This window comes from Paenibacillus chitinolyticus NBRC 15660, assembly GCF_000739915.1.
GTDB classification, from domain to species: Bacteria; Bacillota; Bacilli; order Paenibacillales; family NBRC-103111; genus Paenibacillus_F; species Paenibacillus_F chitinolyticus.
The window spans coordinates 581,749-598,818 of record NZ_BBJT01000004.1 but is presented as its reverse complement, the minus strand read 5'-3'; the positions used below and the strand labels follow the sequence as shown (position 1 = coordinate 598,818).

Annotated in this window: 12 protein-coding genes; 8 read left to right on the top strand and 4 right to left on the bottom strand. The window is 54.7% G+C overall.

Features of this window, described 5'->3' with window-relative positions; all coding sequences use genetic code 11:
* Positions 1–71: 71 nt before the first annotated feature.
* The 3 genes from PCH01S_RS12665 to PCH01S_RS12655 form a co-directional block, all read right to left on the bottom strand.
* Positions 72–3,626, bottom strand: a complete 3,555-nt coding sequence (locus tag PCH01S_RS12665) for a 1,4-alpha-glucan branching protein domain-containing protein (RefSeq protein WP_042229769.1) — start codon at positions 3,624–3,626, stop codon at positions 72–74.
* Positions 3,623–4,072, bottom strand: coding sequence for a DUF4912 domain-containing protein (locus PCH01S_RS12660; RefSeq protein ID WP_042229961.1), 450 nt, complete (start codon positions 4,070–4,072; stop codon positions 3,623–3,625). Before PCH01S_RS12660 ends, PCH01S_RS12665 begins: the two co-directional genes overlap by 4 nt.
* 245 nt (positions 4,073–4,317) lie before the next feature.
* Positions 4,318–4,533, bottom strand: a complete 216-nt coding sequence (locus PCH01S_RS12655) for a hypothetical protein (RefSeq protein ID WP_042229768.1) — start codon at positions 4,531–4,533, stop codon at positions 4,318–4,320.
* Positions 4,534–4,851: 318 nt separating this feature from the next.
* Here PCH01S_RS12655 and PCH01S_RS12650 point away from each other — a divergent pair, with 318 nt between their 5' ends.
* From PCH01S_RS12650 to PCH01S_RS12630, 5 genes are all read left to right on the top strand, one after another.
* Complete coding sequence (locus PCH01S_RS12650) at positions 4,852–5,277, top strand: hypothetical protein (RefSeq protein WP_042229766.1); 426 nt, start codon at positions 4,852–4,854, stop codon at positions 5,275–5,277.
* A gap of 371 nt (positions 5,278–5,648) precedes the next feature.
* The gene (gene sigI, locus PCH01S_RS12645) at positions 5,649–6,470 is read left to right on the top strand and encodes an RNA polymerase sigma factor SigI (RefSeq protein ID WP_042229765.1); all 822 of its coding nucleotides are present in this window, start codon (positions 5,649–5,651) and stop codon (positions 6,468–6,470) included.
* Positions 6,463–7,776 (top strand): anti-sigma-I factor RsgI family protein, encoded by a 1,314-nt coding sequence (locus tag PCH01S_RS12640; RefSeq protein ID WP_042229763.1) that lies wholly within the window; start codon positions 6,463–6,465, stop codon positions 7,774–7,776. The genes sigI and PCH01S_RS12640 overlap by 8 nt, the downstream gene beginning before the upstream one ends.
* 351 nt (positions 7,777–8,127) lie before the next feature.
* Positions 8,128–9,486 carry an ATP-binding protein gene (locus PCH01S_RS12635; protein WP_042229762.1) on the top strand — a complete coding sequence of 453 codons (1,359 nt, stop codon included), beginning with the start codon at positions 8,128–8,130 and terminating at the stop codon, positions 9,484–9,486.
* Between the two features lie 170 nt (positions 9,487–9,656).
* Positions 9,657–11,387: a leucyl aminopeptidase gene (locus PCH01S_RS12630; protein WP_042229761.1), complete on the top strand. Its 1,731-nt coding sequence runs from the start codon at positions 9,657–9,659 to the stop codon at positions 11,385–11,387.
* Positions 11,388–11,623: 236 nt separating this feature from the next.
* Here PCH01S_RS12630 and PCH01S_RS12625 read toward each other — a convergent pair whose 3' ends face one another.
* Positions 11,624–12,223 (bottom strand): general stress protein, encoded by a 600-nt coding sequence (locus tag PCH01S_RS12625; RefSeq protein WP_042229759.1) that lies wholly within the window; start codon positions 12,221–12,223, stop codon positions 11,624–11,626.
* Between the two features lie 322 nt (positions 12,224–12,545).
* On the opposite strand from PCH01S_RS12625, the gene PCH01S_RS12620 reads away from it, so the two are divergent.
* The 3 genes from PCH01S_RS12620 (at position 12,546) to PCH01S_RS12610 (ending at position 16,943) form a co-directional block, all read left to right on the top strand.
* Positions 12,546–12,761, top strand: coding sequence for a hypothetical protein (locus PCH01S_RS12620; RefSeq protein WP_084706588.1), 216 nt, complete (start codon positions 12,546–12,548; stop codon positions 12,759–12,761).
* A gap of 162 nt (positions 12,762–12,923) precedes the next feature.
* Positions 12,924–13,958, top strand: a complete 1,035-nt coding sequence (locus tag PCH01S_RS12615) for an S-layer homology domain-containing protein (RefSeq protein ID WP_042229757.1) — start codon at positions 12,924–12,926, stop codon at positions 13,956–13,958.
* Between the two features lie 399 nt (positions 13,959–14,357).
* Positions 14,358–16,943 carry an Ig-like domain-containing protein gene (locus tag PCH01S_RS12610; RefSeq protein ID WP_042229755.1) on the top strand — a complete coding sequence of 862 codons (2,586 nt, stop codon included), beginning with the start codon at positions 14,358–14,360 and terminating at the stop codon, positions 16,941–16,943.
* The last annotated feature ends 127 nt before the right edge of the window (positions 16,944–17,070 follow it).

The window sequence follows — 17,070 nt, the reverse complement described above, 5'->3', positions numbered from 1 at the left end:
AATCACTTCCTTACTGGTTACTGGTAAATCCAGGTTATTCGCCATAAGGTTACCGTTTTCAGAAGAAGAGGTCAACAAGTTTTTGTCGATCTTTGGCAATTTATGGCGCTTTGGTAAACGTTCGCGGTGGCGGCGCCGATTTCCTTCATATTAAAGCATGTGTGTAATTTAGCAGAGGCGCGCTTCGTAAAAAGAGCCGCAAGCTCCGGATCGCCCAGCAGAAGGCAAATCTTCCCGGCCCAAGCCCGGGGATCGGCCGGCGGGAGCCGGAAGCCGTCTACGCCGTCTTCGACAAGTCCGGCAAGGCCGCCGGTGTCTGCAGCGACGAGAGGGACGCCGGCTCTCATCGCTTCAAGCGCCACGATTCCGAAGGGCTCGTATAGGCTCGGAATGGCGCAGACATCGGCTTCCGCCAAAAGCTCCGCTTTGGCGGCTTCGTCGGCGAAGCCCGTAAACCTTACGCGGTCTCCGAAGGGAGCGGCCAGCCCGCTGAGGGAAGCCGCCTCCGGTCCCGTTCCGGCAATGACCAGTTCCGTCTCCGGGAACTGCTCCAGGACGTAAGGGAACGCTGCCAGAAGCAGCGGAACATTCTTCTCGGGGACGAGGCGTCCGAGATATAGAATCCGGCGCTTTGCAAACGCCGAGCGCAGCGTACGTCCGGAATCTCCGGCACATGCCGGAGCCGGATGCGGCTTCCGGCTGCTTTCCGCATCGGAAGCGGCAGGAAGACCGTTCGGAATGACCGTCACGCCGGATTTTTTAAGGTTGAAAAGCGACGTCACTTCCTCCGCCATCGAATCGCTGCAAACGATAAGTTTGTCGGCCAGCTCCGCCAGACTGCTTTCCGCGGCGTGAATTTTGCGGGAGACGGGATCGTCCAGCCGGCCCAGCTTGCGGCCGTGTTCGGTTGCGTGCAGGGTAGCGACAAGCGGCAGGCGAAGAGCCTGCCGGCAGTCACGGGCGGCGTAATACACCAGCCAGTCATGCGCGTGGAGGATATCGAACCGAAGCTCCTGATTTTCCTCCAGCAGACGTTCCATCCGTAAAATCATGGCGATGTTCAACCTGAACACCCAGTCGAGAAAAGCCGGGGATTCGGGGCTTTGCAGCACTTCCACGCGATGAACGTGCACTCCGTTCCATAGACTGTCTGAGGCCTCGTCATCCCGGCGGCATGTTATCACATGCACAGTATGCCCGTCACGAGCCAGTTGTGCCGTAAGGTCTCCGACCGCTCGCCCCAGCCCTCCTATCAGATGAGGCGGGAATTCCCAGGCCAGCACGAGAACGCGGAGGGAGGTTTTTTTGCCGGTATTCGGACCAGTGGTGAAGCTGTTTGCGGCAGGCGGTTTAGCCTGTGAACTTCCGGCGGATGGTTTGCCGGTTTCGCTCTCTTGGGCGGCCGTTTGCTCTTCAAGCAAAGGAGCGGCGAGAGCAGAGGCGGGTGCCTGGGATCGTTTTTTACCCGCTAGCGTTTCGGAAAGATACCCCGTGAGGTAGGCTCTCCAATTAACATCGGGAAAAAGAGAAGCGCTTCTTTCCATTCTATGAAGCAATTCTAGCTTTTCGGGTGAAAGAACGGCGGGTTGTCTCTCATCTATATCATCCAGTATCGGTAGCAACTGATAGAAGTTATTCCTATGTTCGTGAAATCTTCCGGCGGCATAGCCCGCCATTTCTCCCGCTTCGATCATAAACGCCCAATCGCTGCTTTGGGCGAGCATAAGCTCCCGCGCAGCTTGGCGCAAAATTCTATCGGTGATAGCGGTGTGCGAAAGATTTTCGTCATCGCGCCGATTCGGGCCGGGGTCAGAGGAATAGAAGGAAAAAGGATCCGAGCTTGAAATAGCGTCAAGTTCCACATTGAGGGCTTGGTGAGCTTTTCTCGCTGCGGTGTCTGTCCGGGCAGCTCTTGCGGCGGCCAGCGCCATGGCTTCTTCTGCGGCATGCAGAAGCGGATACATCCAGTCTGTAGCGGGATTCAGCCAGACTCTGGCATCGCCTCCCCGTCCCCAGCTGGATAGAACGGGGGCCGTGCCTTTGCCGAAAGCGTAGCGCTTTTCATATAGAGAGGGCGTAAGAAACACGGGCTGCTTCTCCGAATCGGGAAGTGAAGGGCCGCTGTGCGAACCGCTGGCGGTATACCGCCGCCGCTGTTCACGGTCGCCTTCGCGCAGCAGGGTTTCCAGCCAGAGGGGGCCTTCGTGCCACCAGTGTCCGAAAAGCTCCAGGTCGAAGGCGCAGACGGCAACCGGCCGGGGCGGCAGCAGGCGTGCCTCCGAGACGGAGGCGGCCTGCGGTCTGGCCCCGCTCTCTCCAGCATAGCTGGCGGAGAGACGTACGGGCTCGGCTTCCGGTGCTGCGCAGGAAGCTTGTCGATCGTAGCGGAGCTCAGCGTCTGAGAGTTCGGCTCGCGTCTGCCGTGCCGCGTCCCCCGCAGGGGCCGAAGCCGGGGGAGCCTCGGCAGGCTGGCGTTTGGCTGCAGCGGAGGCGGGGGAGGCAAGCCCGGCTGCAGCCTGGACGGTCGGCACGGCAGCAGCCCAATCGGCAGCGGAGCCAGCGGCATCGACGGCCGCCCCGCCCGTTGTCGCTGGCTCCGCCGCCCCGAGGGATGCGAGGAAATGCCTCGCATGCACGGCGGCCAGCTCCGCGGCGCGGCCGGCGTCGTACGGGGCTTTGCCGCCGGCTTCGTCTGCGCCCCCGGCGGCGCCCGTTATGCGACAGTACTTGTAGCCTGTCGCAACGGACGTGCCATCCGGCAGCACGTACGGCCGGATGTAAGCTTGCTCGGCCGGAGTGCCGCGGCCGAGTTCGTACCCGATATCGCGATAATATTCGCGATAATCGGGGTGGCCGGGGTAGCCGCTATCCCGGCTCCATACAAGAGCCGAGGCGGCCGCATCCCGGGTGAAAACCCGGAGGCCGTCCGGTGTGACATACGGAGCGGCCGGTCCTTGCCCGGAGTCCCCCGCTTTGTCTTCCGGCGCCTCCAGGATCGTAAAGCGCAGCCCCAGCCTAAGCAGGATAGGCTCCAGCATGGGCGTATATCCGCATTCCGGCAGCCAGATCCCGGAGGGGGCGAAGCCGAAATACCGCCGGAACTCCGTCACGGCGGTATACAATTGCGCGAACGCGGCTTCCTCCGTTTTGAACAAAGGGAGGAAAGGGTGGGTAGCGGCTGCGGGAATCAGCTGGATCAGGCCATGGTCGGCATACAGGCGCAGCCGCGGGATGATTTTACCGTCTATCTTGTCGAATAAAGCAAGCATGTCCGTATACCTTCCCGCATAACGGGAGGCAAGGGAGGCCGGCCCGGGCTTGTCTGCAAGCCGCTCTTTTTCTTTGTGGCCCAGCTCCACGCGCCGTTTCAATATTTCCCGCGTACGTTGCTGCAGGTCGGGATTCTCCCACATAGACAGCAGTACGGGGCTTACGGACAAGGTCACCGCGGAGCAGACCTTGCCGTTTAGCAGACGGTCCATACAATCCGCGAAGGGCAAATAGACGTCGCACATCGCTTCATGGAACCAATATTCTTCTAGAGTGAGACCGCTGCCCGGCCGGTAGACGTAAGGCAAATGCGCGTGAAAAACGAGCAGAGCGGAAACGGGCTGGGATACGCTCACGGCTTTTCTCCTTCCTGTTTGGGCGGCGGATAGATCGTGTAAGTAGAATAGAAGCCAAAATCTACCGGCAGAAGAGGAAAAGGGGGATGATTGTTCCCGCTGTGCCGCCCTTCTTCGGGGAACGGACTTTCGCCGGAACCGTCACCCGTCCTAACGGGAGCGGATCTCAGTAAAGGAAGAAAGCCGCAGTTGGCATTCAGTATTCCCAATTCCGCCTGCCATAGGCCTTTCCGGCCTTGCGTGCGGATATAGGCGGAACCGGCATTTTCGGCCGGTGGCATGGTTCGGACCTCATAAACGACAGACTCGTCGGAACTTTCACCATACCCGTTTATGCGGACGGATACCAGACCTTGTTCGGCTTCGGTTCCGTACTCGGCGATCATGGGTGCCAGGCGGGATGAAATCGACCAGTAAACAAACAGAACCGTCTGCCGTTGAATCATAAGATGCACATTGCCGAGCTTGAGCTGCGGCAGTGGGGAATGGTTTGGACGGATACCGTGCAGAGTAAATTCCTCTCTTCCTTGCCGGGCATATGCCGTATCGTTTTTGAATGCTTCTATTGTAGCACAGCGGAAGGAAGCTCCCAATCTTTGAGCGGAGGAAGCCAGAGAATGCAGCGACGGCAGGGTGTCCCGCTTCCCGTTGTCCGGTTACCGCCGCTTATTTTACCTCCGGTCCGTCATCTTCATGTAGGGGTAGTCTGGGGAAGACGCCGCGATTCCGTCAAGCGCATCAGCGTATCGTAACGGTTCGCCGAGTCCCAAAGGGCTTGAATGTCTTCCAGGTTGAAACCGGTGTAATTCTCCACCTTTCCCGTGTGGTAATAGACCGAGAATTCACCGGTCTGGCTCTCGAATTTGGCAAAAGCAATCTGCCGAGAAATGATGGGAATAATCGTCATTTCACGTCCCTCCGATCTGGTGGTAAAACGGACTCCGGCATGGTTAGCGCAGTTCCCGGAAGTCCTGTTCCTCTTATTTTATGCGGGCTGTGTTAGAGTTAGAAGCGCGGCAAAGCTTGGCCCCGAAGGGTATAAGCTTACGATTTGGGGTTAAAAACCGGTGTCGGGCGAGGCCTATATTGCTAGAAAAAGAGGAATTTTCCTTTGTGCCGGTGAATAGGAATGTTGTAAAATAAAGCATCACATGCAAACGACATGCGTAAATTCACTTCCGCAGGCCGGGAAGGTCTGCAGGACGATCCTTGGGAGGGAAGTATTATGAGTTTTTGCTGCGGTGCAAGTATGATCGGGTCGAAGGGGACCCTTAAACATATACGAACAAGCATTCACAATGTCCCGATTCTTTTCTGTCCGGTGTGTCACCGGATCGAGGTTCATCATCTGATAGAAAACGAGTATGAGCTGCTCGCCGAATACGCGCACGGAGACGGCGCCGCCGAGGTTGATTTCATCGATTATGTGGAAGGCAAGCAGGGACCGGCTATTTATGAGAACTGCGTGAACCACGAGGATGAGGAACCGATGGATGTAGTCCAGAATCAGATCGACATGGGACTGGATCTGCTTTCGGTCGCTAAGTCTCTCGGAGACAGCGCGTGGGAGGACCAGCTCAAAAAACGTCTTCAGGTGCTCAGCCGCCGCCGGAGCAAGCTTGTTAAAGGGCGTACGCCTCAAAGTCCGTAAGCCTCAAAGCAATCGCATTTATTATAGATGGTATTCTCATATAAAAACGGCCAGAGGGTGCTCTGGCCGTTTTTTTTGTTTCATGCAAATGTGCAGGAAGAATCGGCTTTCGTACAGCTTTTTTTAATACGTATAGGTGTTAGTAGGGATCGATTAGATGACGGATAATACCATTAGTTTACTGATCCTGGAATATAATTATGCTTCATCCGCGATTTTTGAGAAGATAAGGGGTATTCCGCTCTTTTTTCTGAGAAAACTCTGTGAAATCTCTTAACTTTTTCGCCGATATTAAAGCTTGTGCTATAATAGCAAAGATTGACCCCCCGAAGAAATTGCTGGAAATCGAATTGTATAAGTGAGGTGGAACAGTGATTCTGGTACTGTTTAAGAAGTTATTCGGCAGCAAACGTCAGTCCAGCCACCACCAAAAAAACGCACCGCAGCCTGAAGAGGTTGTGAAGAAAATACAGCAGGGAGACCTGCGTCTGCGCAATCAGTTTATCTCGGATTACCAGCCGTTTGTCATCAAGGTGGCAAGCCGCTTTTGCAAAAGATATATTGATCCTGCCAGAGACGACGAATTCAGTATTGCTTTAGCCGCGTTTAACGAAGCCATTAATCAGTTCTCCCATGACATGGGGCGTTCGTTTCTCGGTTTTGCCGAGACGGTGATGCGCCGCAGACTGATCGACTATTTGAGAAAGGAGCAGCGGTTCAAAGGACAGATTCCGTACAGTGCGTTTGACCAGGAGGACGAAGAAGATCATTACGTGAATCCCATCGAGATTCATCAAGCGCTGGAACAGTATGAGAAACAGAAGGGAATAGAAGAACGCCGCGGAGAAATTGTGGAATTTAACCGCAATCTTGCCGTTTTCTCCATTCAATTTACCGATTTGGTCGATGCCTCTCCCAAGCACGAAGATTCTCGTATCATGTTATTCGGGATCGGTAAGCTCCTCTCCGAAGACCCAGAACTGATGCGTCTTCTGCTTAGCAAAAAGCAGCTTCCTATTAAGGAACTTCTGGGTAAGGTTAGCGTTTCGCGCAAAACGCTGGAACGAAACCGAAAGTATTTGATTGCCATAGCGCTCATAAACACCGGCTCCTATCCATATCTCAAAGAATATCTGCATATTAAAGAGCAATCAAAGCAAACTTTCCAGGAAAGAAGAGAGGCATATGAGTAAAGGCATCGTCATGGAGCTGAAGGGAAACAGCATTATTGTCATGACGGAGGAGGGGCGTTTCGAGCGCATTTCTAAGAAAGGGCGAAACTGCCAGGTCGGACAAGAAATCCATTACAAATCGACAAGGGGATTCGGGCGTTCTCAGATTTTGGTGCTGACATCCGGTCTTACGGCTGCCGCGATTATTTGCTTTGTTTTCATCGGCGGTTTGTTAAACATGGGCGGTCAGGTAAAAGTGGCGGCGTATGTGACGATGGACGTTAATCCGAGCGTAGAGCTTGCGCTCGACGATGAGGAGATCGTACGGGAGGTCAGAGGGCTCAATCAGGACGGTGCTCGGATGGCCAAGGCGCTTCATGTGGAAGGCAAGCCGCTGACTCAGGCCGCGTCCGTTATTTTGGATTGGCTGGATCAAGGACCGCTCGCCAAAGGCGAAGGGGATATTATCATTTCGAGTACGGTTATAGGCAACGAGCGCAAGGTGAGCGACGTTCTGCTGGCCGACAAAATGGAGAAGCAGGTAACGGACCATCTGCTCGCGAATCATGCCGACCTGAGTAAATATGCGGTCGCGGCTTTCGCGGCGCCGCCTGAACTGCGGCAGGAAGCGGGTACGCATCAGCTGTCCACGGGCAAGTACGCGATTTATTTGAACGCGAAGAGTATGGGAACCGAAATCAGTCTTGATCAGCTGCGTGAGATGTCCATTTACACACTGGCCAAGCAGATGGGCGGAATGGGTAAGCTGTATAACCGCACACAGCCCATCAACAAAGACAACCTTACAAATTGGCTGGCCATGGAAAAAGAAGGCTCCTGGAACAAGGACAACATGGCTCTTCCGAACGAGGAAGAAAAGAATCAGCCGGAGGCTACGAAGACGCCGGAATCTACTCCGACGCCTACGCCTCCGAACAATGCGGCAGGAAACACGGCGAATACGTCCGGCAAAACCTCCGGAACCCAGAATACACCGGTTCCCACACCCACCCCGAAAAAGGAGAATACCTACACGGGCAGCGGCAACGCGGACAACGCGCGGGAAGAATGGCTTCGTCAGAAAGTGGAGCGGGAATACAAGCGCGCCCAGGAAGAGTTGAAGAGGAAACAGGAAGCACAGAAGGAAAAAGAAGAAAGAGAAAGAAAAGCACGGGAGAAAGAACGCGAGAAGCAGCAGAAAGAAAAAGAAAAGAAAGAAAAGAATCGGGAGAACGACGACGACAGGGATGACCAAGGTTCCTGGAAAGGCGGACATTCTTTCGGGGTCCCATTCAAGGAGGGCCCGGTTTATTATAACATCAGCTGAGCGGATGCGCGTACAACGCTTGAACGAATAAGCGCCCCATCCGCAGACAGGCTCGAATAGGAAAAGATAACCCCGCCGACCGCGGGGTTATTTAGCTCGCATATCCAGGCAGGACAGTGAATTTCGGCAGCCGGCAGGCGATCCCGGTTTTAAGGCGGATTCTTACATTTTCCTCTTTTTATGCTCCAAATCGTATCGTAATTTTAAACTTCCTATGTTACAATGAGTGAGATTCCGATAATTAACAAATTCGCGAGGAAATGTAAGAAAATGACGAAAAACCCTTGATTTTTGACGAAAAGTGTCGTTGTGCCGGGTACACAACCCCACGCATAATCTAGGAGGAGTCACATGCCGGATATCCGAACGATGTATCTGCAAGTTTTGCAAGTATTGATGCAAAGCGGACCGGAGGAAGCCCGCTCATATTCCAGCACCCTCAAACCGCTTATCTCCTCTATGCCGCCGCAAGAGGTGACTCTTCTGCATGATAGATGCATGCGGGAGTTAACCGGCCCTGCCAGACCTGAAGATGTTGTGCTGTATTATCAGCAATCGTTCCAAATACTTAGTGAAGCGATATCCTTTTGCACGTCTCAATCCGAGCAGGTTGGTAGAGAACCGTCAAGACGCTTTACCGACAGATTGATGCAGGACTCTTCCTACCCGCCGTCCAACAGCAAGTATGAGAATGTGCTCCAGCATATGGACAGCGGAATAGCGTTATTCGACCAGGAAGGCTTTCTTTCGTTTGCTAACGTAAAGCTCGGCCAATTCCTGGGACTTCCTCGCAAAAGCATGATCGGACGCACGTTCTACGAGCTGGTCAGGCTGCGGAAGCTTTCGAGAGGAATGCGTAAACTTCTGATCAAGCTTCACCGCGAGATGTTCGTGTACCGGCTGCCCTTTCAGGAAGTTCTGGACGAGAAGGGCCAGCATTTTCTGGTGACGGCCAAGTACGATGAGGAGCTCGACGGGGACATTCTCATTTCCGTCAAGGACGTGACCGACTTCAAGCGGATCGAGCAATCCGTCTATTATAACGACAAGCTGGCCATGCTGGGGAAAATCGCGGCTTCCATCGCTCACGAAATCCGTAATCCGCTTACCTCGATCCGCGGGTTTATTCAGCTTTTGCAGCCTGAACTGCTTCGTTTGGGCAAACAGGATTACGCCGATATTATTTTAAGTGAAATCGACCGCGCCAACGATATCATTTTTGAATTTCTGAATTCGTCCAAGCCTACCGCTCCGGTGAAGCAGAAGATCCAGATCGCCTCGCTTATTAAGGAAGTCGTGCTGCTGTTCGAGAGTGAGGCTTTGTTAAAAGGCTGCGATATCCAGTTAAGCGAATCCGACCCGAATTTGTACGTATGGGTGGACGTGAAGCAGATCAAGCAGGTGCTGCTCAACATTGTTAAAAATGCCATAGAAGTGATGTCCGACGGACAGAAAGAGCATGGGCTTATTCGCATCCGGACGATTAAAGTGGATCATCAAGTATGGATTTACATAGAAGACAACGGCAGAGGAATGGATCAGAAAACGCTTTCAAAACTGTTCGATCCGTTTTTTACGACGAAAGAAGACGGGACCGGCCTGGGGCTTTCCGTCTGCTACCGCATCATCAAAAACCATGGCGGTGTCATTCATGTGGAAAGCGAAGTTGGAGAGGGGACAAGCTTCCGGATTCAGCTCCCTTTAAACTGACGCCACGGTGTATTACAATAGAAAAGAACACCCATATGCTCCCCGCTGACGATGTTGCTGATAAACTCGCCGGCCTGAGGGAGTTTTGACTATTTAGAACGGGAATACTGCAAACGCGGACCGAAGGGAAAGACTTGCCGCCAGAGGCATGAGAGGGGCTGAACTCTTAGATGAGAGCGGACTATACAACGAATACGAAAATTTCTATTGCGGAAAGCGGCGGATGGGCTTCGGCGGATGCCGACGCCCTGCTGTTCTTCACGACTGAGGGGGAAGACCCGGGGAGCCTGCCGGATCTGCCGGAAGAGCTCCGGGCTGAGCTGGACCGGCTGAAGCGGGCCGGACGCTACAAAGGAAGCGCCGGTGAAGTGACCGTGCTTCCGGCATACGGGAGCCTGGCTGCGCCGTACGTGATCGCCGCCGGTCTCGGTGCGGCGCCGGCGGGCCGTGACACGCTGCGGCTTGCCGCGGTACAAGCGGCCCGCGAAGCACAGCGGCTCGGGCTGGGCCGCCTGGCCGTGCTGCTGCCGGAGGGGGCCTTCCCGGCTGAACCTCCGCGCGGCGGGACGTATGCGGCTCCGCTTGCGGCGCAGGGCACAGGCGGAGCGGATGCCGCGAGAGGCGCTTCGGTGAAGGCCGCAAGCGTTGACGGCGTGCAAGAGGAGCCGCAGAGCGTGAGCGGAGCGGATGCACGGACGGCGGCAGGCGCGCCAAGCACCGGCTCGGCAGACGAGCGGCCTGCGGGTGCGGCTTCTGCCGCGAAAACGGTGTCCACCGTCGCGGAAGGGCTGCTGCTCGGCGCGTACCGCATCGCGACGTACGCGCGGGAGGCGAAGCCGCGGCAGGAACTGGCCGCGGCGCAGCTGTTCGTTCAGCGGGACGCGCTGAACGGGGAAGCGCTGCAGGCGGCGGTGGCCGCCGCCGAAGCGTATGCGGTCGCGACGAATTATGCGCGCGACCTGACGAACTTGCCCGGCAATCTGCTGCTTCCTTCCGATCTGGCGAAGGAAGCGGAGAAGCTGGCCGGGCAGTTCGGAATCGCCTGCGAGGTGCTGGATGAGCAGGCGATTGTGGAGCGCGGCATGGGAGCGCTCGCGGCCGTCGGCCTCGGCAGCGCGAACCCGCCGCGCATGATTACGCTGAGCTACGACGGCGATCCGTCGTCGGGCGAGGTGCTGGGGCTTGTCGGCAAAGGCGTCACCTTTGACACCGGCGGCATTTCCATCAAGCCTGCGGGCGGCATGGAAGAGATGATCAGCGACATGGGCGGCGCGGCGGTGCTGCTCGGTCTGCTGATCGTGGTGGGCCGCCTGAAGCCGCGCATCAACCTGCGGATTGTCATACCGGCCGCCGAGAATATGCCGTCCGGGACGGCAATGCGCCCGGGAGATGTTATCACGACCTTAAGCGGACGCACGGTCGAAGTGCTGAACACGGATGCGGAAGGGCGTCTCATCCTTGCGGACGGCGTCACGTATGCGATCGAGAAAGGGGCAACCCGTCTGATCGACATCGCCACGCTGACGGGCGCGGTTCTCGTCTCTTTCGCCGATGTCGCCACCAGCGCCCAGACGAACGACGACGCCTTCCTCGCTTCCGTTCTGCAAGCCTCGATACAAGCGGGAGAAAAGGTGTGGCAGCTCCCGAATTTCCCTGAATACCGGGAAATGCTGCGCAGTACGGTCGCCGATATCAAAAATGCTGCCGCCCATAAGTGGGCGGGAGCGATTATGGGCGGCTCGTTTATCGAGGCGTTCATCGAAGATAAACCGTGGATTCATCTGGATACGGGCGGTACGGCATGGCTTTGGGGTGACCGCGGAATCGATCCGAAGGGCGGCACCGGCGCTATGGTGCGTACGCTGGCCGAATATATTTGCGGTGCCGGTCACGGAGCGTAAGGCACTTTAGAAGTCGCCCCGGTCGATTGGGGTCAGGTGCCCGCGAACGTTCCATGTGCGTTACGGAGTCAGCAGTCAACAGTCAACACCGGGCAAGCTCAAGAGTGCAATATGGCCTAGATGGCGTTGGTAAATCCGATCAGGAAATTTATAAAAGAAAGACCCGGTCCTTGTACTAGGACCGGGTCTTTTCGATTTTATTTTAATAGGGAATGTGTCCGATTTGCTTGATGGGCTTACAGACGGCGCGAACGGTCAATGTCATCATTCGGCGCATTGTAAGGCAGACCCGAATTGACGTCGTATGCCGGGGTATCCGTATCGCGGAATACCTGGTCGTCGTAAGTGGATGCGTTCAGGGAACGGTTCGTGCGAAACGTGTCGTAAACGTGAGCGTCGCGTTCGGCATCGGAATCGACGAGCACGAGGATTTTGCCGTCATTGACATAGTTGTCATATTGCTGGGCTTCATCCTCCGGGATGCCCATGCCTACCAGGCCGCCCACTAGGCCGCCTGCGCCCGCTCCGACAGCGGCGCCCGTCAATGTAGCGGCGATCGGTCCCGCCGCGATGAAGGGACCTACGCCCGGAATGGCGAGCGTGCCGATTCCGGCCAGCAGGCCGGTCACACCGCCGAGAATGCCGCCTGTAGCTGCGCCCGTGGCCACGCCTTCAGGCGCTTTCGTTCCGGTTTCATCTAAAATATCGGCTGAATCTTGTTTATCCTTGGCAATAACGGAGATATCATCGGCATGGAAACCTTGCTGTTTAAGACCGTCGATCGCTTGAATAGCTTCTCTTTCTGTATCGAAAACACCAACAATTTTCTTATCCATTTGAACTACCTCCTCAAGAGTCTAGTGCGTATTCTTTCATTTGGCTTAGCTTTCTTCCGGTTACAGCATATCCTTACCCCGCAGGTACCGTGGGTAAACGGATTTCGGACAACTTACGGACGTTTCCAGATATTGACGGACCCCGTGAATAACCCAGATGAAGCACGAACAATGCTTCCCTTTAAGGAAGCGATTTATAAAATGTAAAAACTATTTGACATTCTTGCCCGTTCTTTTATAATAAATATATGTAAAATATATTTGACATTTTAAATAAAATCACTAGAGAGCTTTTGCATCGTAGATCGGGGAGGAAAAGGTTATGAAACTGAAACTGCGTAAAGCGGATGAAATGGAACGATATCAGACGGACAAGTCGGCGAAGATCGCTTTTATATTTTATACGGGGGCTCTGCTTGCCTGGGGGCTTTATAATTTTTTCAGCACGGGGAAGACGGGGGGGGAGTTTACGATTCTGCTTGTAGGTAACGCGATTTTTCTGTGGTCCCGAGTGGTGTACAGGCGGAAAATGCAGTAAGAGGCTGCCGGCGGAGCCTGAAGAGGTGCGCAGACGTGTTTGTGAGGACAGATGTGCCCGAGTTCCGTTTACGAGAGGATTTTGCTTCTTCTATCGCGAAAAGTACTGCATACCATGTGGTGATAAAATACATATCCAAACAATGAGGGGGAGAATAGAAGAATGAAACGGTCTTTTTGGAAAAAAAGCGCACTGGCCGCCGGAACCGCGCTCGTGCTGGTCACGGCTGCGTCGCCCGCAAGCGCTCACTGGCTTTACGAGGATATCGACGGGGTTCCTTGGGCGCAGGACAGCTTAATCAGCACGTCTCAAATGCGCGTAATTGACGGGGTGTCCGAGAAAACGTTCGATCCGGGTGCGAAGGTAACGGGCATCCAGTTCGTCAAGATGGCCGTGATGGCGAACGATCCGTCTTACGAACCCGATCTGGGCAGCTATGCCGCCTGGTACGGAGCTTATTTAAATAAAGCGCAGGCGGAGATAGGTCTTGTGGACGAAGCTTTCCAGAAAACGATGCTCGATCCCGCTTCCCGTCTCGAAATCGTGCGTGTGGTGAGCAAGCTGATTCAGCCGGAATGGAGGTTTAAATCGGTTCCGGATGAAGACGCCGTGGCGCTCTGCGTAAAAGAAGGCATCCTGCAGGGGCGTGCGGAAGGTGATCTGGCCTTGGAGGCTCCCGTTACCCGTGCGGAAGCGGCCGTCCTGATCGACCGTGTCATGGAGAAAACGGGCAAGTACGGCAAGCGCTTCGATAAGCCGGTTGTCGGAGTGGAAGGCGGGGCATTTGTCCTGAACGGACTGTATCTGGGACAGAAGGCGGAGGAGGTCACCGCTATTCTCGGAACTCCGTTCCTGAAAGGGCAGGATGAGCTGGACGGGGATGCTGCCGAAGAGTATAAAAATTTCTATATCGCTTACTATGAGGGCAACGCATCGAGGATTATGTACAAAGCGGTAGATGAAAAGCTTCAGTCCGGCGATGTCGAGCTTCCGGGTGCGGCCGTTTTCAAAGGCTTCGACTCCACTTATTATTACCTGGAGCAGTCGGAGGAAATCCTGATGGTGAAGGATCAGAGCACGTACCTCGGCTTCGCGGACGGCAATTTCTATTTCCACGTCGATAACGGCGGCATCCAGCCGTATAACGAGGCGGCGCGCAAGCTGAACGATTTGTTCGAAAAGCACAAAAACAAATAATAGAGGAACGTTACCCGAAGAGATTCATTCCATGAATCTCTTTTTATTTTGGCCGAACGGGGAGGGACGGAATTTTTCTGCACGGACAATTGTTTATGGAGATTGAGGCTAAACATTTTGTTCCCTTTTGTCGATATTAGAAGAGAGGATTCCAACAATTGGGTAAACCGCCAGTCAAGCGTTAATGAAACGCTTAATCGGAAGTTACCGTTTCTGCCGGGCGAACGCCTTTGACCTAAAAGGGGGATTACATTTTCCAGGTACCGACAAGGACGTCGAAATTACAGTTCGGGTTCGGCACGAAAAGAAGGTCAGCTTTTTGAACAGTTGCGGAAGGAATGCTTGTCTAAGCAGGTTTCCGTGAGGGCTGTCCAACAAGAACAAAGACTAGGAGATGAAATGATGCGGGCAATGAGGATTTTGGCTTTATTCCTTACCTTAACTCTGGTATCGAGCAGCTTCGGCGCAATGAGCGCGATGGCGTTGGAAGTTACCAGCCTGGTGCTGAACAAAAACGAGCTTTCGCTGGAGGTAGGCGGCACCGCTTCCCTTACGGCAACCGCGGTTTACGACAGCGGCGCGACCGAGAACGTAACGGTTAAAACCGACTGGACCTCCGGTTCTCCGGAAATCGCATCCGTGTATGCGGGATCGGTTACGGCGAAGAAAGAAGGCAAAGCCGTTATTACGGCCACTCATAAAGGGAAAACGGTTATCGTCAACGTGACGGTAAGCAAGCATGTCCGTTCCCTCATTAAAGACGTACAAACGATTGATTTGCGCAAAGGCAAATCCGAACAAATTAAACTGACGGCCTACTATGACGACGGTACGAACGAAGACGTAACGAAGAAGGCCGAATGGAACATCGACAACGGTTCCGTGGCTACGGTCGTCAACGGTCTCGTCACAGGTCAAAGCTCGGGTACGGCGATCGTATCCGCGAAATATAACAACCAGACCGTTTCCGTACCGGTCAGCATCGAAATCGCGAAGCGGGTAGATCCCGATAAATCGCAGATCTCCATGCTTCTGAAAGACTCGGAAGCGATCACGTTAATCGCGACTTATCCCGACGGCACTTCCGAGGATGTTTCGGACATCGCCGAGTGGGAATCCGACAACCCGAATGTGGCGGATGTCCTGAAAGGCAAAGTTACCGGGTATGGACCGGGTAAAGCTACGATCAAGGCAAGCTACGGCACGAAGTCGGTGACTATCAAGGTAGACGTGGACAATGCCATCAAGCTGGACTTGGGCAAGGAAACGGTTCTGCTGAAGAAAAACGGCACGGAGCAGCTGAACCTGAAAGCGACTTATGCCGACGGCAGCTCCGATGATATTACGGCTCGTGCGGACTGGTCGTCCAGCGACGAGAATATCGTCAGCGTCGTCAAAGGCAAGCTGTTCGCGAATGCTACGGGCGAAGTGACCGTTACGGCCAAGTACGGCACGAAAACCGTTTCGGTCGTCGTAGACGTGGATGTTCCGAAGCGTCTGGAAGCCGAGAAGGATCCGTTGTTCCTGCAAACCGGCAAAGAGGAGCAGATCGTCCTGTGGGCGACCTATGCCGACGATACGAAGGAAGACGTGGCGGATGAAGCCAAATGGACGGTCGACAACGAAGCGATTGTCAGCGTGACGGACGGCAAAGTAACCGCGCGTAAAGCCGGTGAAGCCAACGTAACCGCGACTTACGGCGGCAAAACCGTCACGGTTAAAGTGTCGGTCGATATTCCGAACACGATCAAAGCAAGCGTGAAAACCGTTAACTTCCAAGTGGGCAGTTACGAGAAGGTAACGCTGAACGCCATCTACAGCGACGGCAAGGTGGAAGATGTAACGGAGAAAGCCGACTGGACCTCCAGCGCCGCGGACATCGCGGAAGTACGCAAAGGCGTGATCACCGGCGTAGGCACAGGTGCCGCGACAGTGACGGCGAAATACGGAACGAGAACGGCTGTCGTTCAAGTGTCCGTAGGGGTGCTGAAAACGTTGACCACCGGCAGCAAGACGACCATTTCATTGAAAAAGACCGGTACTCAGGTACTGGACCTGACGGCGACGTATTCGGACGGCACCAAAGAAGATGTGACGAAAGAAGCGGCCTGGACGAGCTCCAATGAGAAAGCGGCTACCGTAGATGCCGGTCTGGTAACGGGTGTCGCTTCCGGCGAGTCCACCATTACGGCCACTTTCAATAACAAGACGGTTACATTCAAGGTTCAAGTCGACATGGCGGACAAGCTGACGGCGAATCCGACATTCCTGAATTTCGATCTCGGCGAGAACAAACTGATCACCCTTACGAGCACGGACGGCAGCGGAACGCCGAAAGACGTGACGAAAGAAGCGGAGTGGACCTCCAGCAGCGCGGCAGTTGCTACGGTGGATAACGGTCTCGTGACTCCGGTCTCCCGCGGCAAAACGACGATCACCGCGAAGTACGGCGGCAAGACGGTTACGATTCCGGTCGAAATCGGCGTCGTTTCTACTCTTGAAGTGGACAAGCGTTTCGTGACGACCAAATCCGGATCGAGCGTTCAAATCAAAGTAACGGCGACCCTTTCGGACGGAAGCAAGAAAGACGTCACTTCGAGCGTCCTCTGGAAGTCCAGCAACTACAAAATTGCGGATGTGAGCGCAGGGAAAGTGACGGGCGTCAGCGCGGGAAGCACGACGGTTTCCGCAACGTTCGGCGGCAAGAGCATTTCGATTCCAGTCGATGTGGACAAATTGAAATACTTGCAAACCGATAAAGTTACCGTGGAGCTGAAAGCGGGAGCTACGGCAAACGTGAAGGCTACGGCAACGTTCGAGGATCTGTCTGAGCAGGACGCTACGGTCCAGGCGTTGTGGAAATCTTCCAACATCCGTGTAGCGGATGTGAAGGACGGTATCATCCGGGCAACCGGCAAAGGCAAAGCCACGATTACGATTACGTATGCGAAGAAATCGACCAAAGTTTACGTGACGGTCAACTGATAGCATCGGATAAAAAGGATCTGCAGCCGCAGGTCCTTTTTATCGTTTCCCGCAAGGCTTTGGGGGCATACAAAGAGCATCCGCTCGAATTACAAATAGCGGGCAGGAAATTGTTCCCGAAAATACG